At 43.0% G+C, this 23,894-nt stretch carries 20 protein-coding genes; 6 read left to right on the top strand and 14 right to left on the bottom strand.

Features of this window, described 5'->3' with window-relative positions; genetic code table 11:
* Positions 1 to 5: 5 nt before the first annotated feature.
* The 11 genes from B9T10_RS07220 to ndk all read right to left on the bottom strand — a co-directional run bounded on the left by B9T10_RS07220 (position 6) and on the right by ndk (position 12,808).
* Complete coding sequence (locus B9T10_RS07220; protein ID WP_018122654.1) at positions 6 to 2,108, bottom strand: Mu transposase C-terminal domain-containing protein; 2,103 nt, start codon at positions 2,106 to 2,108, stop codon at positions 6 to 8.
* Positions 2,092 to 2,907, bottom strand: coding sequence for a heteromeric transposase endonuclease subunit TnsA (locus tag B9T10_RS07215; protein WP_008315655.1), 816 nt, complete (start codon positions 2,905 to 2,907; stop codon positions 2,092 to 2,094). Before B9T10_RS07215 ends, B9T10_RS07220 begins: the two co-directional genes overlap by 17 nt.
* A 150-nt stretch (positions 2,908 to 3,057) precedes the next feature.
* Complete coding sequence (glmS, locus tag B9T10_RS07210; RefSeq protein ID WP_008315656.1) at positions 3,058 to 4,848, bottom strand: glutamine--fructose-6-phosphate transaminase (isomerizing); 1,791 nt, start codon at positions 4,846 to 4,848, stop codon at positions 3,058 to 3,060.
* A 21-nt stretch (positions 4,849 to 4,869) separates the two neighbouring features.
* Positions 4,870 to 6,324 carry a ribosome biogenesis GTPase Der gene (der, locus tag B9T10_RS07205; RefSeq protein WP_063455649.1) on the bottom strand — a complete coding sequence of 485 codons (1,455 nt, stop codon included), beginning with the start codon at positions 6,322 to 6,324 and terminating at the stop codon, positions 4,870 to 4,872.
* Between the two features lie 3 nt (positions 6,325 to 6,327).
* Positions 6,328 to 7,476 (bottom strand): outer membrane protein assembly factor BamB, encoded by a 1,149-nt coding sequence (gene bamB / locus B9T10_RS07200; RefSeq protein WP_094538160.1) that lies wholly within the window; start codon positions 7,474 to 7,476, stop codon positions 6,328 to 6,330.
* A 35-nt stretch (positions 7,477 to 7,511) separates the two neighbouring features.
* On the bottom strand, positions 7,512 to 8,129 hold the full coding sequence (locus B9T10_RS07195; protein ID WP_008315659.1) for a YfgM family protein: 618 nt from the start codon (positions 8,127 to 8,129) through the stop codon (positions 7,512 to 7,514).
* 15 nt (positions 8,130 to 8,144) lie between these two features.
* Positions 8,145 to 9,422, bottom strand: a complete 1,278-nt coding sequence (hisS, locus tag B9T10_RS07190) for a histidine--tRNA ligase (protein WP_094538159.1) — start codon at positions 9,420 to 9,422, stop codon at positions 8,145 to 8,147.
* A 2-nt stretch (positions 9,423 to 9,424) separates the two neighbouring features.
* Positions 9,425 to 10,429: a RodZ domain-containing protein gene (locus B9T10_RS07185; RefSeq protein ID WP_094538158.1), complete on the bottom strand. Its 1,005-nt coding sequence runs from the start codon at positions 10,427 to 10,429 to the stop codon at positions 9,425 to 9,427.
* Positions 10,430 to 10,456: 27 nt separating this feature from the next.
* Positions 10,457 to 11,188 carry a tetratricopeptide repeat protein gene (locus tag B9T10_RS07180; RefSeq protein WP_008315662.1) on the bottom strand — a complete coding sequence of 244 codons (732 nt, stop codon included), beginning with the start codon at positions 11,186 to 11,188 and terminating at the stop codon, positions 10,457 to 10,459.
* A gap of 51 nt (positions 11,189 to 11,239) precedes the next feature.
* Positions 11,240 to 12,355, bottom strand: a complete 1,116-nt coding sequence (gene rlmN / locus B9T10_RS07175) for a dual-specificity RNA methyltransferase RlmN (protein WP_281463838.1) — start codon at positions 12,353 to 12,355, stop codon at positions 11,240 to 11,242.
* Positions 12,356 to 12,367: 12 nt separating this feature from the next.
* Positions 12,368 to 12,808: a nucleoside-diphosphate kinase gene (gene ndk, locus B9T10_RS07170; protein ID WP_008315664.1), complete on the bottom strand. Its 441-nt coding sequence runs from the start codon at positions 12,806 to 12,808 to the stop codon at positions 12,368 to 12,370.
* A gap of 227 nt (positions 12,809 to 13,035) precedes the next feature.
* On the opposite strand from ndk, the gene uvrD reads away from it, so the two are divergent.
* From uvrD to B9T10_RS07150, 4 genes are all read left to right on the top strand, one after another.
* Positions 13,036 to 15,219, top strand: a complete 2,184-nt coding sequence (gene uvrD / locus B9T10_RS07165; RefSeq protein WP_094538157.1) for a DNA helicase II — start codon at positions 13,036 to 13,038, stop codon at positions 15,217 to 15,219.
* Between the two features lie 70 nt (positions 15,220 to 15,289).
* Positions 15,290 to 15,724, top strand: coding sequence for a DUF1090 family protein (locus tag B9T10_RS07160; protein WP_008315667.1), 435 nt, complete (start codon positions 15,290 to 15,292; stop codon positions 15,722 to 15,724).
* Between the two features lie 113 nt (positions 15,725 to 15,837).
* Entirely contained in the window at positions 15,838 to 17,040 is a 1,203-nt protein-coding gene (locus B9T10_RS07155) for an MFS transporter (protein WP_063504218.1), read from the top strand.
* Between the two features lie 171 nt (positions 17,041 to 17,211).
* Positions 17,212 to 17,592, top strand: coding sequence for a YgiW/YdeI family stress tolerance OB fold protein (locus B9T10_RS07150; RefSeq protein WP_008315671.1), 381 nt, complete (start codon positions 17,212 to 17,214; stop codon positions 17,590 to 17,592).
* Positions 17,593 to 17,662: 70 nt separating this feature from the next.
* Here B9T10_RS07150 and xseA read toward each other — a convergent pair whose 3' ends face one another.
* Together xseA and mazG are read right to left on the bottom strand one after the other, a co-directional pair.
* Positions 17,663 to 18,961, bottom strand: a complete 1,299-nt coding sequence (gene xseA / locus B9T10_RS07145) for an exodeoxyribonuclease VII large subunit (protein ID WP_246782177.1) — start codon at positions 18,959 to 18,961, stop codon at positions 17,663 to 17,665.
* On the bottom strand, positions 18,931 to 19,695 hold the full coding sequence (gene mazG, locus B9T10_RS07140; protein WP_246782176.1) for a nucleoside triphosphate pyrophosphohydrolase: 765 nt from the start codon (positions 19,693 to 19,695) through the stop codon (positions 18,931 to 18,933). The genes xseA and mazG overlap by 31 nt, the downstream gene beginning before the upstream one ends.
* Positions 19,696 to 19,807: 112 nt before the next feature.
* Here mazG and yoaA point away from each other — a divergent pair, with 112 nt between their 5' ends.
* Together yoaA and plsY are read left to right on the top strand one after the other, a co-directional pair.
* On the top strand, positions 19,808 to 21,748 hold the full coding sequence (yoaA, locus tag B9T10_RS07135; protein WP_094538155.1) for a DNA repair helicase YoaA: 1,941 nt from the start codon (positions 19,808 to 19,810) through the stop codon (positions 21,746 to 21,748).
* 25 nt (positions 21,749 to 21,773) lie between these two features.
* Positions 21,774 to 22,394 (top strand): glycerol-3-phosphate 1-O-acyltransferase PlsY, encoded by a 621-nt coding sequence (gene plsY, locus B9T10_RS07130; RefSeq protein WP_008315676.1) that lies wholly within the window; start codon positions 21,774 to 21,776, stop codon positions 22,392 to 22,394.
* Here plsY and rpoN read toward each other — a convergent pair whose 3' ends face one another.
* On the bottom strand, positions 22,395 to 23,852 hold the full coding sequence (gene rpoN / locus B9T10_RS07125; protein WP_094538154.1) for an RNA polymerase factor sigma-54: 1,458 nt from the start codon (positions 23,850 to 23,852) through the stop codon (positions 22,395 to 22,397).
* Between the last annotated feature and the right edge of the window lie 42 nt (positions 23,853 to 23,894).

Raw genomic sequence — 23,894 nt, 5'->3', positions numbered from 1 at the left:
TCTAATCAATCATCTTCAGACAAAATATCATGATAAATAGGAAATTTAAGTGCTAAATCTTCATCACTCAAGTCTACTTTATTATCACTATCTACCTTCCTTGTAGATAACCTAATTAACGTCCCTTGTTGACTTTTATTTTTTCGTCTATCTTTACGCTCATCATCTTTTGCTTTCTTCCTATTATTATTAATATTTGCTAACTGATCTGCTTTGGTTTTAACTATTCTTGGCTTGGCATTGATGGCTTCCTGAATGATTTTTTCATTTTCTTGCTCAAGCATTTCCAATGCTAAACTACTTTTAAGTTCCTGATAAGCTGCTGTTTTTTTCTGTTCTTCTTGTATTTGCCACACTTCCCAAAAACTACAACCTTTAAACTCTCTTGAGCGATCAGATAGATGAGCCTTCCAGTAATTAAGACTATTTTGCTCATAAAATATATAAATTGTATCCGCATCTAAAGGATCATACGCAACTTCAAGTGACTTGGGTCTATTAATTGTATTTTTCCGATGTAACCACCCGTGCTCTCTAATTTCAGAGCAAATATAATAATTACCAAAGAGCTTAATACCTAAATCTGAAAATGTAGCTTTCTTTCGAGGTAATAACGCAATATATAAAGCTTTCGCCGACACCGAACGAAGCCTGCCTGTGCGATTCTGTATCCCCCAATTCCATAATTCAATAGGAACTAAGGGTAAATCAGCAGGCATATCACTATCTCTGTCGTAGTAACTTAATTGATGAGTATTGTTATGCATTAAAATTGAATTAATAATAATTTTCTTAAAATCTGAGATTGTTAAAGCAGCATCTAAACGATAATCATTTCCACCCTTTTTTTTCTCTTTAACCCCCGTGACTACTCCAGGAGCAAATGGCTTAAACTTTGCCTGCATGGTTTTAAAATATCGTTCTACAATAGGTTTTAAATCACCACGATAAGGCGGTGTATTTTCTATTCGAACTGAAAAATTCTTTTCCAAGGTCTCAATTTGATGTCCCAATAGCTCACCACGATCTGCAAGAATAGCATCAGGTAAACCTATACATGGCCAATTATCATCTGTGATGTTTATGCCATATTTGCTACAGTAACTTTGTTTATCTGATACCGCCATTTCTAAAGCCTGAATACTTGTAGCATAGGAAGGATTTTCAAATCCAATATAAAAACCTGCTACCATACGACTGAATACATCTGTAACAAAATAAATCACTGGACGACCTACAATGCTCTGTCTATCTGAATCAGATACCAGATAAATATCTGCAATTGTAGCGTCAATTTCATATCGTGAACCAGGGCCGAGAACTTGCATATTAACTGTTGACTTTAACTGCCTCACATCTTTGTTATAGCTAATCTTGTTATACCTAGCTTTAAGTTTCTGAACAGAAGTAAAATTCTTGCTATAAAAGTATTTAAATTGCCAGATGCTAGGAAAATCTTCTTCTTTAGCTTCGGAATTTAGAGAACGATACATTACCTTAAATTTTCGGTATGCATAAACAACGGGAAACTTCTTATCGTTTAATAGGTATTTATTGATGATGATAGAAAAAAGCCTTTCTATATCTTCGTTAATCACAGCAGTCATCCCTTTCTTATAAACTCTAGGCCTACCTAACTCTTTATTTTTGGCAATACGTTTCTTACCTTTTGCCCCAGAATTTTTATAATTTGGAAGTAGTGCATTAGGCACTTGGCCTCTTTGCCAGTACATTCTGATAAGACGGTAAAGTGTTTGATTTGTACACCCATCATTGCTTACAATATTATTAATTAATCGAGATCGTGTCTCTGGTTGATAATACAAAGCATCTGAAATAACAGGTTGTATTAGCTGAAAATTTTTATCTCTTTTAATTTGAGCAGTAGTACCTTCTTTTGGAGACTCTAATAATAAATAACTAAAGGGATCATCTATTAAATAACAGCTTCCATCTTCTATCAATTCAACTAAATTTCTTAAAGAGATTAATTCTGGTAGCGCTTTGGCTTTTTCGATGTCTATCCAAACTAGAGTATCTTCAGACAAGTATTTTAAAATTCTAAAATTTTTACCTTGGTTATTGTAAACATCATTGATTCGCAGCATATCTAAGCTCCTCAGATATCAACTCCCAATAATGAGAGTTACTTATTTGAATATCATTACATTTCAATTTTCTAAAATCTATACGAAGATCAAATGTAAAAAATCTCAACCCTAGTAGAGTTCTTAGCTCTTTTAGAGATTTACCTGCCTCATGGAAGTAAGCAGTATCTATGGTTTTACACAAATCAATAAATTTTTTATCTGGATATTTAGCAAGTTCATTAGCGTAAAAAATTAAATTACCTTGAGCATCAAAGGACCTGTCTTCTCTCACCTCTGGATAAAGCCATTTAATATTATTTTGAATAGCTTTCGGTATATCTTTTTCAGTAACTATCTGCCATGGAATACCTTTAGAATTCCAGTATCGACGTTCTATCTCTAATTTCTCTATGACTCGGGGTTTCTTTAGTTCATTTGCATATTTTGCCTGCAAAACAAGTTGACTAAATTTTTTATCAGAGCTAACAACATAAAAGTCTGATGTCATAACATGAACATTGCCTCCAATTGCAGGATGTTTTACCTGTATGTACTCTGCAATTTCAATAGTCTCATCAAATTTAAGAGGAAATTGCTCTCGGATATCTATAACTTTAGAATTCCACTCGAGAAATAAAAATATTGCTAATTCTAAATCTGACATCAAATGATGAGTACGTCTTGTTTTATGTCCAAAAACACGATGTGATCGGCCTGATGAAGATATATCAGAAATTTTTATCCAAGGTTTATAATCAGCTAGTTCACCTTGACCTCGACCTTCTTTAAGCCACTTTTCTTGATTCTTTGAGAGCATAAAAAAACCTCTTGCCATTATTACAATAAACAATAGCAAGAGGTATTCATTGCGTCAATAGAATGATACTTTATTACCTAAGATGATACTTTATTACTTAAGATGAAACTTTATTACTCGCTTACAGGGTTTAATTAAAATGATATTTTCTTACTCAACCGTCACAGATTTAGCGAGATTACGAGGTTGATCCACATCTGTGCCCTTAATGCAGGCAACATGATAAGAGAATAATTGTAAAGCAATGGACACCAAAATGGGTGCACTCATTTCTGGCATTTCTGGCAACTCAATCTCATGGCCAAAGCCGATGGTTTGTGTCACAGAGCGCTCTTTGAAAATATACAAACGACCATTGCGAGCATTGATTTCTTCAAGGTTAGCAATCATTTTATCCGTCAACGCATTTTTTGTCACAATGGCAATGACTGGCATATTTTTGTCCACCAACGCCAATGGACCATGCTTTAATTCGCCGGCAGGATAGCTCTCTGCATGAATGTAAGAGATCTCTTTTAACTTCAATGCGCCTTCCATCGCAATCGGATACAAAATTCCACGTGCCACAAATAAAGCACTGGTGGATTCTGCAAACTCTGCGCTGATTTTTTCAATCGTTTCATCAAGTGCCAGCATGGATTCTGCATAAAATGGCAATGAGGTTAAAGCATCACTCATCGCATGATCTTTGTGATGAGAAAATGCATCCGCGAGCATCAATAAAACCGTCAATTGCGTGGTGAATGCTTTTGTGGATGCCACACCAATTTCACGCCCAGCATGAGTTAAAATTGTCCAGTTAGACTCACGCGTAATGGCGCTGTCTGCACTGTTTGTAATTGCTAAATACCCTAAAAATGGCTTTTGTTTCGCCAATTTTAATGCCTCAATCGTATCTAATGTTTCCCCTGATTGAGAAATGGAGATAAAGAGCGTATTTTTCGGTGTCACGCTTTGACGATAGCGATATTCACTCGCCACTTCCACATGGCACGCAATGCCAATGGATTCAAACCAATATTTTGCCACCAAACCTGCATGATAACTTGTACCACATGCGTTAATGTGCACCGCCTCAATTTGTTCAGCCATTTGAGCATCACAACCAAGCAATTGCGCTAAATCCACTTTGAGACGATTTTGCAACGTATCACTGAGGGCTTTAGGCTGCTCATAAATCTCTTTGAGCATGTAATGCTTATATAAACCTTTATCGGCCGCATCATCAGAAGCATACAATTGCTTAACTGCACGCTCCACAAAGCGCCCTGCTTTATCTTTAATCACCAACGCATCACGCTTTAATTTCACACAATCAAAATCTTCTAAATAGATGAATTGATTCGTAACAGGCAACAATGCAAAAGGATCAGAGGCAATGAAGTATTCACCAATGCCAATGCCCACCACAAGTGGTGTCCCTTTTTTCGCAGCAATGAGTTCATCTGGCACAGTTGAATCCACCACCGCAATGCTAAATGCGCCCTCAAGCTGCTCAAGCGCCGCTTGTACGGATTCATACAACGACATGCCTTGCGCACGATAATGATGAATCAAATGGGCAATCACCTCAGTATCGGTTTCAGAATCAAACTGATAAGCACTCACCAACGTCGCTTTTAATTCTTGGTAATTTTCAATGATGCCATTATGCACCACCGCAATCGTACCGCTGACATGCGGGTGCGCATTGCGCTCATGAGGAATGCCATGTGTGGCCCAGCGCGTGTGAGCAATGCCAAGAGAGCCTTTGATGCCATGCTCAAACACTTTCGCCTCTAATGCAGCCACTTTACCTAAACTGCGTTCACGAAAGAGCTCATCATGATCGATCAATGCGACCCCTGCTGAGTCATATCCACGATACTCTAATCGCTTCAAACCGGATAATAACACAGGGCAAATATTACGCTCTGCGATTGCGCCAACAATTCCACACATAGACTGTTCCTTATTATTGTATTACTTACGTTTTTGTTTCAAATGCTTACCCTTACTATTGACAAGCTTTTGTTTATCGGCTTGCACTTTAGTTTGCGCTTTTTCCACCGCATATGGATTGTCACCCGAACGGAAGTCTAAACGCACTGGCGTGCCTTCTAGCTTCAATTGTGATAAATAAGTATTGGTTAAATAACGCACATAATCCGGCTTCACATGCGTGATGCGCGAACCATGAATCACGATGCGTGGCGGATTTTTACCCCCTTGGTGCGCATAACGTAATTTTGGCGCTAAACCTTGTACCACTGGCGGATGATGCTTGTGCACAGCAGCTTCTAGAATGTTTGACAATTCATTGGTGGTGAATTTCTTCATGGCATTGTCAAAGGCATTAATGGCCATTTTCAATACTTTATCCACATTTGAACCATGCAAAGCGGAAATGAAGATCGGCTTTGTAAAGTCAATGAAGGCAAACTTACGCGTGAACTCTTGCTTGATCCATTCGCGTTCATCATCCGGCAGATGATCCCACTTATTGACTGCAAGCACCAACGCACGGCCAGACTCTAACACATTGCCAAGTAAGCCCGCATCTTGATCCGATAAACCTTCATGAGCATCAAACACAAACACCACAACATTCGATTTTTGCATCGCCTCTAAACTTTTGATGACGCTGAATTTTTCAATTTTATCATCAATGCGGCTGCGACGACGAATCCCCGCGGTATCGATCAAGATGAACTCACGCCCTTCTTTCTCGAACGGAATTTCAATGGCATCACGCGTTGTACCCGCGACATCACTGGCAAGCACACGCTCTTCACCTAAAATACGGTTAATGAGTGTGGATTTACCTGCATTCGGGCGACCTAAAACCGCTAAGCGAATCGGACCTAAATCCTCTTCTTCATCTTCATCGCCTTCAAACTCATCATTTTCAGCTTCTTCTTCATAAGCCAACTCAGGGTGACGATCAAAGGTAGAGTGCACCAAATCTAAAATGCCACGATTGTGCGCTGCTGAAATGGCAATCGGATCGCCCATGCCCAAGGTATAAAAAGGTGCAATGGCTAAATCTTCATCTTTGCCTTCAGATTTATTCACCACAACCACCACAGGTTTATTCGTGCGACGAATCATCGCTGCGATCTCTTCATCATAGCCCGTCACATCGTTGCGACCATCTAAAATAAAGTAAATTAAATCAGCATCTTCCACCGCTTTCCACACTTGGCCTGCAATGAGGTTATCCATGTGATTGCTGTCATCACCTGATAAACCACCGGTATCAAGCACAATGTACGGAGACTCTTCAGAGCCCACACGCCCCATGCCGTAACGACGGTCACGGGTTAAACCAGGCTGATCGGCCACAAGCGCATCACGCGTACGGGTCAATGCATTGTATAACGTAGATTTTCCGACATTCGGACGCCCTACAAGCGCAATAATTGGTAAGTCTTTCATAAATTAAATCGTAATACGGTAAACGTTACCGGAATGATCCTGGAAAATCACATCGTTATTGAGCGGCAATACATCTGGCATGAATCCAGATTTCGCCACTTTCGTCGAACCAAGGCGCTGACCTGTGTGTTTATCTAACACATGGACATAACCTTCATTATCGCCCACAACGATGCGATCATTAATCAATACAGGGTTGGTTAAGTGGCGGGCATATAACGCCTCACTTTTCCACTCTTCTTGCCCTGTTCTCTTCGATAATGCACCCACATTGCCATCATCATAAGCAACGTATAGTCGTGATGCATCCACCGCTAAACCTGCATAAGCGCCTGCGGCTTTGGTTGCCCAAAGTTTACGGCCATTGTTCAGAGCAACGGCACTCACACCAGAGCGCGCCACAGGAATATAAGCAATATTTTGGTCAATCACGGGTTCAGCATCGATGTCCACAATGCGTGCCATCGCTGTACCCCCACGGGATTCACCCACTTTTTGACCCCAGACAACAGCGCCTGTGTCCACATTTAAATAGCCAATGAGCCCTAAATCTGTTGGCACCAATAGATGCTTGCCCACTACAACGGGGGCTGCGCCACCACGAAGTGCAATTTCTGGCACTTGTACCATATAAGCCCAAGATTGATCACCTGTTTGTGCATCAAAGCTTTCCACAGAGCCGCCAATTGTACGGATGATCACGCGATTGTCCGCCACCACAGGTGAGGTGCTTGCAGCGCCATATAAATCAGCACTCCACACTTGTTTGCCATCTTGTGCAGACAATGCCACTAACTTACCAGATTGCGTGCCCACAAATACTAAATTGCCATTTGTGGCTGTGCCTGTGTATAAAGTATCCACTTTTGTGGACCAGCGTTTTTGACCACTGCTGCTGTCAATGGCAGACACAGAACCATTGGCATTGGCGACATAAATCACGCCTTGACCATCGGCCAATGTAAAGCGCAAACTTGTTTCTTGTGAATTGCCTAAGCCCGATGCGCTCCAAACGGTGCGCACCATTGAAGCATTAACAGAAGCATCAATGGGCGCTGGCACCGGCGCATTACTTTTGCCCACAAAAAATCCTGAACAACCGGTGATGGCGATGCTGGCCATCAATACTGCGGAAATTTTTAATTTATTCATTGTCAATCCTTCAATTTATCGGCTCAAGATCAGCGTTAGGATTTTGCGCCAAGCTGATTAATTTTTCGTTGAATGATGGGCGATTGTAAAAGTTCATACGCTTTTTGATAGACCGCTCTGGCATTGTCTAAACGTCCTTCTTTCACATACACATCACCTTGCAAGGCTTTCACTAAGCCTTGATAGCTCTCTGTTTGAATGTTGCTCAACTCATTCAATGCTTTCTCGTAGTCGCCTTGTGCATACAAAGCTTTTGCTAAGCGATAACGGTATAAATCCTTCATCACAGGCTCTTTAATGTTCGCAATTTCAGCCGTTAAACTTGCAATCGCTTGATCTAACTGATCTTGACTCGCTGCTAAACCCGCTTGCTGCAACACTGCTAATTCCACAAATCCTGTGGCTTTATCTTGCTGCAAAGCTTTGAATGCATTGTCATTGATTTTGCCATCACTCAAAGCTTGTTCAAAATGATAGTAATAAGCGGCCTCTTTGATCAATTGTTGGCGCTGATGATCACGGTAATAATCCCAACCAATGATGCCACCGATCACCACAACAAATGCCAAAAAGATCAAGCCGCCATTGGCTTTTAACCAATCGACGAGGGCTTCTGCGCGCTGCTCATCTGTCTCAAGTTGATTTAAACTCATCTCGACCCCTTAAAATTATGCTTGAATGTTTTTTAACCAATCGATCACATCTGTCATGGCCACTTCTGTTTGTTCACCACTTTGACGCAAATCTTTCATGATCACGATGCCATTGCTGAGCTCATTTTCACCCAAAATCATGGCATAACGCGCACCACTTTGATCCGCTTTTTTCATTTGTGACTTCATGCCTGCTTCACCAAGCACTGTGGTCACTAAATAATTTGGATACGCTGAGCGAATGTTTTCCATCAAAGGCAAACCTGCTTTTTTCGCATCTTGCCCGAGCAACACAGCCACTACATCCGTCGCGTGTGTTGCGCTTAAGCCTTCCACTTCTTCACACAATAAGTAAAGACGCTCCATCCCTAAACCAAAACCAATGGCAGGTGTTTTATGACCGCCAAGCTCTTCCACCATGCGATCATAACGACCACCGCCACAAATGGTGGCTTGGGCACCTAATTTATCTGTTGTCCATTCAAACACTGTACGCGTGTAGTAATCCATGCCACGCACAATGCGGTGATTGATCACATATTGAATGCCCAATTCATCTAAATATTGACACAATTTTTTAAAGTGTTCTGCTGAATCTTCTGTCAAATGATCCAATAATTTTGGCGCATTGTTGAGCAATGCTTGCATCGCAGGATTTTTGGAATCTAAAATGCGAAGCGGATTCGATTTTAAACGGCGAAGGCTGTCTTCATCTAACAACTCGATGTTGTCTTCAAAGTATTTGACGATCACATCACGGTAACGTTTACGGCACTCTTCTGTACCCATTGAGTTGATCTCTAAGGTCACATAATCAGCCACGCCCAATTGTTGCCATAAGCGATTGATCATTGCCAAAATTTCGGCATCTGCATCCGGCGTTTCAATGCCAAAGACTTCAATATCTGCTTGATTGAATTGACGATAACGGCCATGTTGTGGTTTGTCATAACGGAACACTGAACCGATCTGCCACACTTTTTGCACTTGGTTATAAAACAAACCGTGCTGAATGCCAGAGCGTACAATGCCAGCGGTCAATTCAGGACGCAAAGCTAAACTGGTTTTTTCATCACTGTCGGCAAAGATGTACATCTCTTTTTCCACAATGTCAGTCACTTCACCTAAAGAACGCGTGAATAAACGAGTCTCTTCAACGATCGGTGTGCGAATCTCACGATAACCATACTGAGCAAATAGATGACGCAATAAACTCTCAATATATTGCCATTTCGCTGTTTGTGTGGGCAATGCATCGTGCATCCCTTTGACTGATTGAATCTTCTGACCCATGATTAACTCTCTTCCTTAGCTTCTAACTTAATTTTTGACACAGTTGTTCGGGCAGTCGGACGATACACTTTTTCATCCACCACCTCACCATTTAAAACCATTTGATCGATCGCTTTGGCATTGCCCATGTGTACAAAAAAGGGCGCTTTTCCTTCAATATGATATGTGGCATTACCTGCGAGCACTTCATTCATCACCACTTTTTGATTTTTATCTTTGATCTGAATCCAACACTCAGAAGGCCCAAGGGTTAAAGACAATGCAGAAAAACCTTCGGGTAACGGGGCTTTTTGCGCTTGATCTGTCACATCTAATGCAGCGTCTGTTTGATTGGCCAACTCAATTTTGCCGGTTTTAATGATTTGATCGAGCTCAAAATCAGACAACGCAGACTTCGTATCAATGGCCGCAACAGGCGCAGTTGAAACCGCCGCCGCAACAGGCACTTCCACCTCAACTTTTTTAGGGGCGGGCGCAACACGTTCGGTTACAGTTTCTGTGGCAATCGGGATTTCGATCTCTGAGGTCACCGTTTCAGATGGCACCTCTGCCTCTGTCTCTTGATAATTGATGATGTGATCGGGTGTTGGTTTAATGTTAAATAATTCTGCTGTTTTCTCACCATATAAGAAATAGGCAGCGGTGCCAATCACACATAAAATCAATAAAATCCACATGTACCATTTGAAAAATGAACGCTGAACCATGCGCTTTTCTTCATTGAGCTGCGCGCGGATTAAACTTTCATTGTGCATATTGTTGGCAAATGGATCGTCAACTTTTGCAAGCAATGCTTCGATCTCATCACGATCAAGCTTTAAATAATCGGCATATTTTCTCACATAGCGTTTAATGTAGATCATCGCACCTAATTGTTCATAACGTCCATCTTCTAAATCTTGCAGCACTTGAACACGCAGTGAAAGGACGCGGGCAGCATCTTGCAATGAAACATTGCGTGCTTCACGAGCCTCTTTGAACTTGTGCATCAACTCTTCTTTTGCCATAAGGTCTCTTCTTGTCTATACAAACAGTTATGATTGATAACGGGCTAAGACAGATTCATATTTCTCTGTTTCAGCTTTATTGCGGGCTTGTTTTGCCGCTTCTAAACCTAAATATACGCTTGCCGGTTCATAGCCATATTCATCATGATAGCGATCAAGGGCAGGAAACACTTCCTGATAGCGTTTAAGGTCTTTAGCCGCCATCGCTTTAAAGAAATAGCTGTCCCCATAATGAGGATTCGCTGCAATGGCTTTGTCAGCATAGAGATTGGCATTGACAGGATCTTTATGCACCAAATAACAAGCCGCCGCACCGCTGCTCATGCCAGCTTTCACTTCTGACATTGCATTGTCTGCAATCTGCGCTAAATGACTCGGTGCATTTTTATCATATTGATTACACTGTAATCGTGCATAGTGTTTAATCGCCATGCGATCGGTAGGGTTGGTCGCAATGGCTTTTGAATAAAAATTCAACGCATCTGTGCGCTTGCCTTGGCGCTCTTGCACCACGCCAAGCATCACAAACAGCTCAGTAAAATTCGGGTATTTAGGCACAAGGGTTAATAATTTTTCTTCTGCCACCGTATATTCTGCGCGCTCGATGTATTGAACGCCCATTTGATACGTTAAGCGATCATTGTCTGGCAAGGCTTCTGCGGTGATGGTTTGCACTCGCTGACCGCTTTGTCCTGTGCCCTGCGTTGTGGTACACGCTAATAATGTCGATGAAAGCAATAACACTGCGATATAACGCATGAATCTACCCCTTCAATATTCTCTAAAGTGATCAATACCCGAAAGATTGTATCAAGAATCTGTTGTTTTTGTGCGCTTTGTTCGGTCGTTCACACGGCCAGCAAGCTGGCCACACGCAGCATCAATGTCTTCGCCACGGGTTTTACGAACGGTTGTCACAACGCCTTGGCGCTGCAAAATTTCACGAAAACGGTTGATGCGGTTCATGGATGAACACTCATAACCTGAGTTCGGAAATGGGTTAAATGGAATCAAGTTCACTTTACCCGGAATGTCTTTAATGAGTTTTGCTAAGGCAAACGCATCTTCTTCACGGTCATTGACATCTTTAAGCATCACATATTCCCAAGTGATCTTACGATATGCAGAAGATTCCGTGATGTATGCCTTACACGCTTCTAAAAGCTCTGCAAGCGGATATTTTTTATTAATGGGCACAAGCTCATTACGCAAGGTGTCATAAGGTGCGTGCAATGAGATGGCTAAAGAGACATCAGAGACCTCTTTTAAGCGATACAATGCAGGCACAACGCCAGATGTACTGAGCGTCACACGGCGTTTAGATAAGCCAAAACCATAATCATTGAGCATGATGTCAATCGCTTGGGTGACGTTGGTAAAGTTCAAAAGGGGCTCGCCCATTCCCATCAATACCACATTGGTCACACGTCGATTTTGACTCTGCTGCACATCGCCTTCATATTCGCCTAATAAGCGTTTAGCGAGCATCACTTGCCCGACGATTTCAGCAGTGCTTAAGTTGCGGTTAAAGCCTTGGCGCGCAGTTGAACAAAATGAGCACTCAAGGGCACAACCAACTTGTGAAGATACACACAGTGTCCCACGATCATCCTCTGGAATGAACACCATCTCGATGGCATTGCCAGATTCTAATTGAATGAGCCACTTATGTGTACCATCGTTAGAAGGCTTGTCAAGCAAGACCTTCGGCAACTCTAAAACAAGTCGTGACTTTAACTTCTCACGTGTTTTTTTAGAAATATCCGTCATATCATCAATGGAGCTTGCCCCTTTATGATAGACCCATTTCATGATCTGCATGGCACGATAAGGCTTTTCACCAATCTCTTCACAGAGCTCGAGCATTGCTGGATATGTTAAACCATACAAATTCTTTTCCACTTCTTTACTCACGACTTGTTTCACTTTACCTAAAAATTAACGATCACAGATTTTAACAGGTGCTACAGCATTTGGGCCGAAGAAATATTCAATTTCAACTGCAGCTGTTTCAGGGGCATCAGAACCATGAACAGCGTTTGCATCAATGCTTTCAGCGAAATCTGCACGGATTGTACCTGGCGCTGCTTCTTTAGGGTTTGTTGCACCCATGATTTCACGATGTTTAGCGATTGCATTTTCGCCTTCTAATACTTGCATCATTACAGGACCTGAGATCATGAATTCTACTAAGTCATTGAAGAAAGGACGTTCTTTATGCACAGCGTAGAAGCCTTCTGCTTCTTCACGAGTCAAATGAACCATTTTAGCCGCAACGATTTTGAAACCTGCGCCTTCGAAACGGTCATAAATTTTACCGATAACATTTTTTTTAACAGCATCTGGTTTGATGATTGAGAAAGTACGTTCAATAGCCATTTTTACTCCTTAAACCTAAACATAGCTAAACAAATAAATTGTGTGATGTTTTTATGATAAAAACCGAGAAATTCTAACACAAAAAAGCTTCATCACTTCAAATTCGTGCAATTATTTATTCCAACCGCCTCAAAGCGCCGCCTTTTAGCGCACTTTCGTATTTATTCTCATCGCATGGTATCATGGGCGCTGGTTTATTTTTCTCCCCACTTCTTAAGATCTCTGTTATGTCTATGCTTGAATCGCTAAATAATGCTCAATATGATGCCGTCACTGCTCCTTTAGGTCCTGTTCGTGTGCTCGCAGGCGCAGGTTCAGGTAAAACCCGCGTGTTAGTGGCACGCATTGCATGGCTCATTGAAACAGAACAAACAACGCCGCATGGCATTTTAGCTGTGACCTTCACCAACAAAGCCGCCCTTGAGATGCGCACGCGTTTAGAAACCGTCCTCAATCGCCCGTTAAGAAGTTTATGGCTCGGCACGTTCCATTCATTGTGCCACCGTTTGTTGCGTTTACATCCAACAGAAGCGCACCTTGATCCTAACTTTCAGATCATGGACAGCGATGATCAATTGCGTTTATGTAAACGCCTATTAAAAGAACGCAATGTTGATGATAAAATCGTCACCGCAAAAACTTTACAGAGCTTCATCAATCACCATAAAGATGAAGGACGCAGGGCAAGCCACATTGAGCGCGGTCACAACTTTGCCCACAATATGATGATTGATCTGTATGCACAATATCAATCCATCTGCGCCCAATCAAGCTTGGTGGATTTTTCAGAGATTTTGCTGCGCACTTTAGAGATGCTCAGAAGCAATGATGCTTTACTCAAACATTATCAGCAGCGTTTTAAATTTGTGTTGGTGGATGAATTCCAAGACACCAACAGCATTCAATATGCATGGTTAAAACTTTTAAGCGGCGGACATCAACAAATCTTTGTGGTTGGCGATGATGATCAGTCCATTTATGGCTGGCGTGGTGCGCGTGTGGAAAACATCCTCAATTTTGATCAAGATTTCCCAAACAGCACCACCGTGCGTTTAGAGCAAAATTACCGCTCCACATCCACCATTTTAGAAGCCGCAAACCATGTAATCGCTAAAAACAGCGAGCGCCTCGATAAAAAGCTCTGGACAGAGAATAAAGATGATTCCCTCATCACGCAATATGCAGCAATGGATGCCTATGAAGAGGCACAATATGTGGTGGATCAAATCAAAATCGCCACATTAAAAGGCACGCCACGCGCTGAGCAAGCAATTTTGTATCGCTCAAATGCGCAATCACGTATTTTTGAAGAGATTTTATTGCGTGCTAACATTCCATATCGCATCTATGGCGGTTTGCGCTTCTTTGATCGCATGGAGATTAAGGACATCATCAGCTATTTACGTTTGATTGTGAATCCGCACGATGACATCTCCTTTGAGCGCGCCATCACAACGCCCGCTAAAGGCGTGGGCGCTGCAACCATCGAAAAAATCCGTTTAGAGGCGATGCAAACAGAAGTGTCACTCTGGACTGCGATGCAAAATACACTCGAAAGCCAATTGCTCGCAAAACGTGCACAAAACGCGTTGATGAGCTTTAAATTATTGATTGAAAATTTAGCCGATGCCCTTTCTGATTTAACGTTAGATCAATTCATTCAAGAGGTGATTGATCGTGCGGAACTTGAAGCCCATTATAAAAAAGAGCCCATGGGACGCGGTGAAGATCGCATTGAAAACCTCAATGAATTCATCTCCGCAAGCCGTCAATTTGTGGAGGATTATAACAATGATCCTGCCGCTCAGCCTTTGACCATGCACGGTTATTTATCAGAGTTTTTAGGGCGCATTACACTTGATTCCACAGCAAACAGCGATGATGATCAGGAAGATAAAGTCCAATTGATGACGCTGCACAGCTCTAAAGGGCTTGAATTTGAACATGTCTATTTAGTGGGTATGGACGATGGCTTATTCCCAAGCGAAAGCTCCATGAATGATCCTGCCCGCTTAGAAGAAGAGCGCCGCTTAGCGTATGTGGGCATCACGCGCGCAAAACGTTTATTGACCTTAACCACAGCTGCTTCACGCATGATTCATGGCAAAACCATTCAATTGTCCCCATCGTGCTTTGTTAAAGACATTCCGAGTCCATTGGTGCAGATGAAAGGCGCGAAAGTGAGCATCTCTAAACCGATGACGGCGCGTTCAAGCAGTCATACAAGTGCATCACAAGATCAAGCCATGAATGGTTTTGCCCTTGGGCAAACGGTGACGCATCCGGTCTTTGGCGATGGCGTCATCACGAACTTTGAGGGCGTTGGCAATCATGCACGTGTCACCGTGAATTTTAGAACCGCAGGGCAAAAAACCTTAGTGATGGCATATGCAAAACTCACTGCGATTTGATCAACGTCATTGACAAACTTACGTATCTTTACGATATACTGAATGCATCCCTCATTCAAAGGAGTTTGTCATGAAACGTTTGACCACGTTAGGCCTCATCGGTGCAATGCTCACCCTCAATGCACCGGTGTTCGCTCAAACCCATCCGAGTTGTAAAAAGAAAGAAGACAATCTACAGTTGCAGCTGCGCTATGCAGAAAAATATGGCAACATCCACCGCGCAGAAGATCTTAAGCGTGCCATTTTAAATGTGCGTGAACATTGCGGCAAAGAGAGTTATCAAGAAGATCCTAACTTTGTCCTCAACAATGCCATTTACAAAGAAAACCTCACAAAAAAAATTGATAAACAGCGAGCAAAAGTTAACAGTGCTGCCGATGAGCTTAAAAAAGCGGAGCACTCTGGCAAAGCAAAAAAAATCCGTGAAAAAACCGAAAAACTCAAAGAACGCCAAATGCGCTTAGATCACTATTTGTCGGAATTAGAGAGTTTATCGGGCAGTTAATCAAGCGTTGCATGCAAGAAGCAACTTTCGTACGGTTTCTTCTTGTTTTTGCCCACAATCTGTCCTATGCTCCCTACTATTGAATAAAAAACAATCACTCAAAAGTAGAGCATATGGATACCGAACAAGCTGTGGGCTACACCATCAAAGATCCTGAATTTTGGAAGATTTCCATTCTATTAGGCGCAACGTCCATTTTTATTTTTGCCAATCTCTACTCACTGCAACCGATCCTTCCCATTCTGGCGCGAGACTTTGAGGTTTCCTCCACCTACATCAGCCTCACGTTTTCCTTGCCCATTTTAGGGCTCATCATTGGACTCAATCTCTTTGGTGCCCTCAGTGATCGCATTGGTCGGCGTAATTTTATTTTAGCCTCCATATTTTTTTCATCCATTTTATTGATCCTGATTGCCCGCTCAGACTCTCTACCCTTTGTGCTCTTTTGCCGATTTTTTCAAGGCATGGCAACAGGTGCATTGCCGGCCTCTGCTTTGGCGTACTTAAATGAAGAGATTTGTAAAAATGATCAAAAATTTGCTGTCTCTTTCTACATTGCCGCAAATGCCATTGGCGGCACATTAGGGCGCGTATTAACCGGTGTGATGACACACTATTATTCATGGCACACCGCCCTTTTGATCTTTGGGGTGCTCAGTTTAATCACAGCATTGATGATGCTGATTTTACTGCCTAAATCCCAGCGCTTTAGCAAAAGCTCAGGGTCATTCAAACACACCTTTGCAGGTTTTGCTTTTCACCTTAAAAATCCTGTGCTGCGCCGCTATTTTTTAATTGGGCTGGTGATTCAACTGAGTTATTCAGGCATTTGGACGTATCTGCCTTTCCATTTAGAAAGCCCACCGTTTTTACTCTCCACCGCTGTGATCAGCTCATTTTATTTAGCACTATTGTGCGGGATTCCGAGTGCACCGATGGTGAGTTTTATCGCCGCGCGCCAACCCATTAAAGTGGTGTTATCGAGCATGCTGCTGCTCTTATCTTTAGGTGCACTGCTGACGTTGCTTGATTCTATGACTTTCATCATCATGGGACTGGCCATTTTAAGTTTTGCCATGTTTGCTGCCCATTCACTCACCGCAGCCCTCATTAACCTCAATGCACAAGTGTACAAAAGTACAGCTTCTAGCCTCTATTTTGTGGCGTACTACATTGGCGTTGCCATTGGCAGTACACTCTTTGCACCGATTTGGCGTTATTTAGGCTGGGATGGCGTGGTGATCATCGCCGCCATTTTACCTGTGATTTATGTGGTGTGGCTCATCATCGCTTCGCGCCCTTCTCTTCATAAATAGGCGTGATGTATGCTCAGCGGCACTGTGCCTAAGCTTTGAGATGCCCTGTCAATTGAGATGTCAAATATTGTAAACGAGGCGTAAAACTTATAAAACCTCATAGGACTTCTTAAAACACAATGCTATAGTACATCCATTGAATCAATCTTAAGTTTCGATACGGAGTAAAGCATGAAGAAGATTGCAATTGTGACATTGATGGCCATGAGTGTATCGGTTGCTTCTGCGCAATATTTTGGCCCTACAGATGGTGAGCCCACCCAAGGCGGATTTAATGGCCCTGCCCTGAGCCAATCGATCACCACTGTGAAAGATGCCATGACGCTGCGCGATGATGCTTATGTGAAATTACGTGGCAAAATCATTAAGCATTCTCATAAAGATAAATACATCTTTAGCGATGATACAGGCAGCATCACTGTCGAGATTGACAAAGACAAATGGCGTGGCCTGACCATCAACGATAAAGATTTAGTGGAAATTGTCGGTGAAGTGGATAAAGACTGGAACTCAATTGAGATCGATGTCGATTACATCACCAAAGTACAATAACACACCAACCTCACACTGTATGATCCTTGTCCGCACGACTTCCCCCGAATAAGTGCGGTTTTTTTTGTCTTTAATTTTTTGGCACAATCGCTTTAACTTCTGAATGAATCTCGCCATTTGCTAGCCGCGTCACCAAAAGATCACCCATCGATGCAGCATTGACATCCTCAATCGCGCGCCCATTGACTTCCGTAATGGAATAACCGCGCCCTAACACTTTCAGCGGACTCAAATTATCGAGCATGCGAGCATTTTTCTGTAAACGCGCTTGATACGCTTTAAATAAATCATCCATGCTTTTAGTCAAGCGCTGATCTAATCGCGCCAATGTTTCTGAGTGTCTTTTAAAAGGCTGCCAGATGAGCTGTGCATTTAAACGCTGACTCAAATGCATCAGCGCTGTGCGTTTTTCTGTGATCTGGCGCATGGGGTGCAAATAATTCAAGCGCATTTGTAGCGTATCCACTGCTTTATTGGCCAATGCTACACGTCCCGCCATGACGCGCTCTAATCGATGTGCTAAATGATCTAATTGCTGAACCACTTCCATTTTAGAGATCGCCGCAAATTTTGCAGCCGCCGTTGGCGTCGGTGCGCGAAGATCCGCCACATAATCTATGAGCGTGGTGTCAATTTCATGCCCAACGCCGCTGATGATGGGAATCTTGGACGCAAATGCCGCCCTCACCACAATTTCCTCATTAAAGCACCACAAATCCTCAATGCTGCCACCGCCGCGCACCACCAATAACACATCACACACCCCCTCACGGTTCGCGCGCTCAATGGCTGCGGCAATCTTTGGGGCGGCCAAATCACCTTGCACCAAGGTTGGATAAATCACATAAGGGATGTCTCGGCGATGCTCTTTTAAAACTTTCAATACATCTTGCAGCGCTGCGGCATTTTCTGAAGTGATAATGCCAATGGCTTTCGGATGCTGCGGCACACTTTTTTTATATTGTGCGTCAAATAAACCTTCAGCCGACAAACGCATCTTTAATGCTTCATAAGCAGCCGCTAAATCTCCTTGCCCAGCTAATGTGATGCGATTGGCCACCAATTGATATTCACCGCGCGGCACATACACAGTCACTTTGCCGTGAATCTCAAGGGCTGCACCATTGTCAATTAAATGCCCAAAAATGCCTGCTTGTGATCGCCAAATGACGCAACGAATCATGCCGCCATCATCTTTGAGGTTAAAATAAATGTGCCCCGATTGCGCGCGCGTCACATTTGACACTTCCCCCGTCACTAAGCATTGAAAAAAGCCACTTTCTAATTGCTGCTTAATCTGCTGATTGAGGATAGAAACCGTCACGCTTTGTAATGTCATCATGGATGCACCTGCTTTGATGCTTCCCACAAAGCATCCATCTCTTCTAAGGCTGCCTCCGCCATCGGTTGATCTAAATGTTGCTCAATGTAAGCAAAGCGCTGTTTAAATTTATGATTGGTGGTGGCAATCGCCGTTTCAGGCTCAATGCTGGCATGGCGCGCTAAATTGACCACAGCAAACAGTAAATCCCCAATCTCTTTTTGTAAGCGCTCAGGATTGTTATTAGCAAGTTCCTCTTTCACTTCATCGAGCTCTTCTTCAATTTTTGCCAAAATGGGCGCAGCATCGTCCCAATCAAAACCGACCTTGGCTGCTTTGGCCTGTAAATCACGCGCCACCGTTAAACCTGATAAAGATGCTTTAACATCATCTAAAAAGCTCACATTTTCTGCACGCTCCAATTTTTCTGCCTGCTTAATCGCCTGCCATGCTGCCTTTTGTGCGGCTTCATCTTCATACGTCACACCTGCAAACACATGCGGATGACGGCGAATCATCTTCTCATTGATGCCGCTCACCACATCATTAAAATCAAAGTGCCCTGCTTCTTTGGCAATTTCACTGTGCAGCGCAATTTGCAGCAACAAATCCCCCAATTCGCCTTTTAAGGCAGCGGGATCTTTGGCAATGATGGCATCGACCACCTCTGCGCTCTCTTCATTGAGGTAGCGAATCAACGTTTCATGTGTTTGAGCACGATCCCACGGGCAGCCATCTGGCGCACGCAAGGCTGCAATGGTTTTTAAAAATTCATTCATCATCCGTATCCTTATGCATTTAGGCATTATACGTCATTGATTCAAAGATTGATGCTCGAAATTCTTGGGAAAGTTCGTATAATGAATCTTTATTTGACAGTTGCAAGCGAACCGAATGACTGATATTGACGCAATATTTTCCGAGTACGGCCCTCTTGGCACGAACCTTGATCACTACTCTCCGCGTGCGGCGCAAATTGAGATGGCCAAAGCCGTACAACATGCCATCGAAGAAGATGACACGGTGATCATTGAAGCCGGAACCGGGACAGGCAAAACCTTTGCGTATCTGATTCCTGCGCTATTGTCTGGCAAAAAGGTGATTGTTTCCACAGGGACAAAGCATCTACAAGATCAGCTCTATGAAAAAGATTTACCCCTCCTAAAAAAACTCTTTAAACATGTGCCTGTGCAAACTGCGCTGTTAAAAGGACGCAGCAACTATTTGTGTTTATATCGCATTAAAACGATGCGCCAACGCGGACGCTTTGAGAATAAAAAGCAGCTTGAAGCCTTTTATGACATCGAGCGTTATGCCGGACAAGATCCAATTGGCGATGTCACCAAAATCGAAAATTGCAATGATCATTCGCTCATCAGCCATGTCACCTCCACAAGCGAAAGTTGTCTGCATTCTGAATGCCCTGATTATGAAGAGTGCTTTGTGTTTAAAGCCCGTAAAAAAGCGATGGATGCGGACATTATCGTCATCAATCATCACCTGTTTTGTGCAGACCTTGCCTTAAAGCAAGAGGGCTTTGGGGAATTATTGCCAGAAGCGGACACCATCATCATCGATGAAGCCCATCAATTGGCAGAAATTGCTGGCGTCTTTTTCAGTGAACAAGTGGGCACCAAACCCTTTTTAGATTGGCTTGAAGATTTTAACCGCACCATCGCCGTGGAGGCCAATGACTTTTCTGCCCACGATACTTTAACCGACGCCATTCGTGAATCCATGATTGGGCTGCGTAAATCTTTACCGGAAGGTTCGCGCCGCTATGCATTGTCTGAGTTTTATCAAGATCCGAAAATTGCCACGCAATTGGCACACATCAGTGATCAACTGCTCGATTTAGTGGGCATCATTAAACCTTTGCTCATCCGCTCAAAGCCTTTGGCACAAATGGTGGAGCGTGCGGAAGCTTTTCATGATGCTTGGACGCGCATCGCCATCAACTCCCAAGAAAATCCGGATGACAATACTGTGGTGTGGCTGGAAACCTATGCTCACCATTTAACCATCGCCGCAACGCCTTTGGACATCTCGGAGATTTTCCAGAGAAACAGCGAAGGCTTAAAAGCCGGCTGGGTATTCACCTCAGCAACCTTAGCCGTCAATGGTAAATTCTCTTATTTCTGTGGGCCTTTAGGCTTATCTGATCAAAACACATTGTTCCTAAAGAGCCCTTTTAATTACAAATACAATGCGCTCTTTTATCACCCTGAATCCTTACCGGAGCCGAATCACCCCACTTATATTGAAAAATTTATTGATGCCATGCTGCCTGTGATCACTGCGGCTAAAGGGCGAACGTTCATATTATTCACCAGTTATCGCGCCCTTAATGAAGCGGCAAAACTGCTGAAAAATTTGGTCAGTTATCCACTTTTTATCCAAGGAGATGCCCCTAAAATTACGTTAATTGATCAATTTAGAGAATCGGGCAATGGCATTTTGCTTGGCACCACAAGCTTTTGGGAGGGCGTCGATGTGCGCGGTGAAGCACTCTCTTGCGTCATCATTGAAAAATTACCATTCGCATCCCCAGGCGACCCGATTGAACAGGCCAAAATTGACCTCATCAATAAAAAAGGGCTCAATGCCTTTATGACGTATCAATTGCCCAAATCCATCATCACCTTAAAACAAGGCGTTGGACGCCTCATTCGTGACACTCAAGATTATGGTTTGTTGGTGATTGCGGATCCGCGCCTTGTGACTAAAAACTATGGTAAACAGTTTTTAGCGAGCTTGCCTGAGATGGCAAAAACGCAGAAAATTGAGCGCGTAGAGAAGTTTTTTGAATACGTTGATAAAAAACGCTTAGAATAAGCAAAATTTCATTAAAGGTTTCGATATGTCCTCTGTCACACTCATGATCACTTATCCATTTGTCATCATCTTATCTTATTTAATCGGTTCGCTCTCTGCCGCAATCATTACGTGCCGCGTCATGGGATTGCCTGATCCACGCACAACAGGCTCAAACAATCCGGGCGCGACCAACGTCATGCGCATTGGCGGAAAAAAAGCCGCCATCATCACTTTGATTGGCGATGCACTCAAAGGCTTCATCCCGGTTTGTTTGGTGGCCATTTTATTTCCAAACGATTCTACCTTGATGGCATGCAGCGCATTGGCCGCATTTTTAGGGCATTTATTCCCCATCTTTTTTGAATTTAAAGGCGGCAAAGGTGTGGCAACCGCGTTAGGTTGTATCATTGCATTGAGTCCATGGGTGGCATTATGCGCCTTTGGCACATGGATCGTGGTGTTTTTATCCACACGCATCTCATCTTTATCCGCTTTAACGGCCGCAATCTTTGCACCGCTCTATTTATGGTTGTTTGATGCGTCTTTATATGTGGTGCTTGCTGTTGTGGTGATGGATGTATTGCTCATCATTCGCCATAAAGCGAACATTGAGCGCATTTTAAAAGGCGAAGAGAAAAAAATGAGCTTTGGGCAAAAAAAATAATCACACCAACTGTTTACGCTCTGTGGAACTCTTGATGCCTAACACATCACGATATTTTGCCACAGTGCGCCGAGAAATCTCATGCCCGCGAGTGGCTAAAAGGGTTTGTAACTTTTGATCACTCAAGGGCTTTTGTTTATTCTCGCCATCGATCAACTCTTGCAAAATGGCACGAATGGCAACGCCGGACGCTTCATCGTCCGTCACTTGATTGGAAAAAAAGAAGCTCAACGGATAAGTGCCCCGTGAACAAATGAGGTATTTACCTGCAACCGCGCGGGAAATGGTGGATTCATTGAGCGCAACAGCTTCTGCAATGGTTTGCATTTTCAGCGCTTTCATCGCGCGCTCACCTTGTAAGAAAAAATCAGCCTGCGCCGTCACGATGGCTTTTGCCACTTTAAGCAGCGTATCAAAGCGATCCTCTAAGCTCTTTAAGAAAAAGCGTGCCTCCGTCAATTGACCACGCAACAAATCACGCTGGGCAATTTTCGCTTGCTGTGCTAAACGGGCATATTGCCGATTGATCCGAAGCTTTGGCAGCACTTCCTCATTTAATGTCACCTCAAGCTCTGCTTGCTTTTGCGTCACGATGATGTCTGGCAATACCGTTTCAATGGCATCGGTGCGATACGCCGCAGCCGGATAAGGATTTAAACCCTTAAATCCCTCAAGCATGGTGATCACATCCGCTTCTGTACATGCATATGTACGGGCAATGCGCTTTAAATCATGTTGCAATAACCATTTTGAATGATAACGCAATACATCAATCGCCATCTCAGCCCATGTCGGCGCGGGGTGCAAATGACGAATTTGCGCAATCAAGGATTCTTCTAAAGATTGTGCCCCAATGCCAGGCGGATCACACTGCTGAAGATGATGGAGCATCACTTTAAGCTCAGCCACTGTGATGTCTAAATCTGGGCGCGCGGCATTCACTTCTGCCAAAATATTTTCAAGTGGTTCTGTGCAATAACCATTGTCATCTAAGGCATCGATCAAGACAAGCCCAAGCCAACGATCCGTCTCTGATAAAGGCAGCAATTGCAATTGCTGCCACAAATGCTCTGCTAAAGAGAGTTCAGCCGCATCATGATCAAACGTTTCATGTTCTGTATGATCTAATAAAGGGTGATCCTCATATTCTGCCCATTCATCAATCATTTCTGTGGGAATGAGCTGATCTAACTCCACCGAGTGATGCATGCTTGAGTCATTTGTTAAATTATTTTGCTCATTTTTTACGCCAAGATGACCCTGCACAAGGGCGGCATCATCCATTTCAGCCTCTGAATTAACATCTTGTTCTAGCATCATATTTTCGGTCAAAAACGCCTCAACCTCATGCGCCAATTCTAATTGAGAGCATTGTAAAATTTTCAAAGCATTCTGCATTGACTGTGTCAATACAATGGCTTGCGTCTGTTTTTGTACTATACTAGAGCGGATTTTCATATCTATCAAAGCTTATCATAAAACGTTTTTTATCGATTGAAT

Origin of the sequence: Wohlfahrtiimonas chitiniclastica (genome assembly GCF_002252325.1) — a bacterium.
Lineage (GTDB): Bacteria > Pseudomonadota > Gammaproteobacteria > Cardiobacteriales > Wohlfahrtiimonadaceae > Wohlfahrtiimonas > Wohlfahrtiimonas chitiniclastica.
The sequence above is the reverse complement of the archived record's forward strand: the minus strand, read 5'-3'. Positions and strand labels throughout refer to the sequence as shown.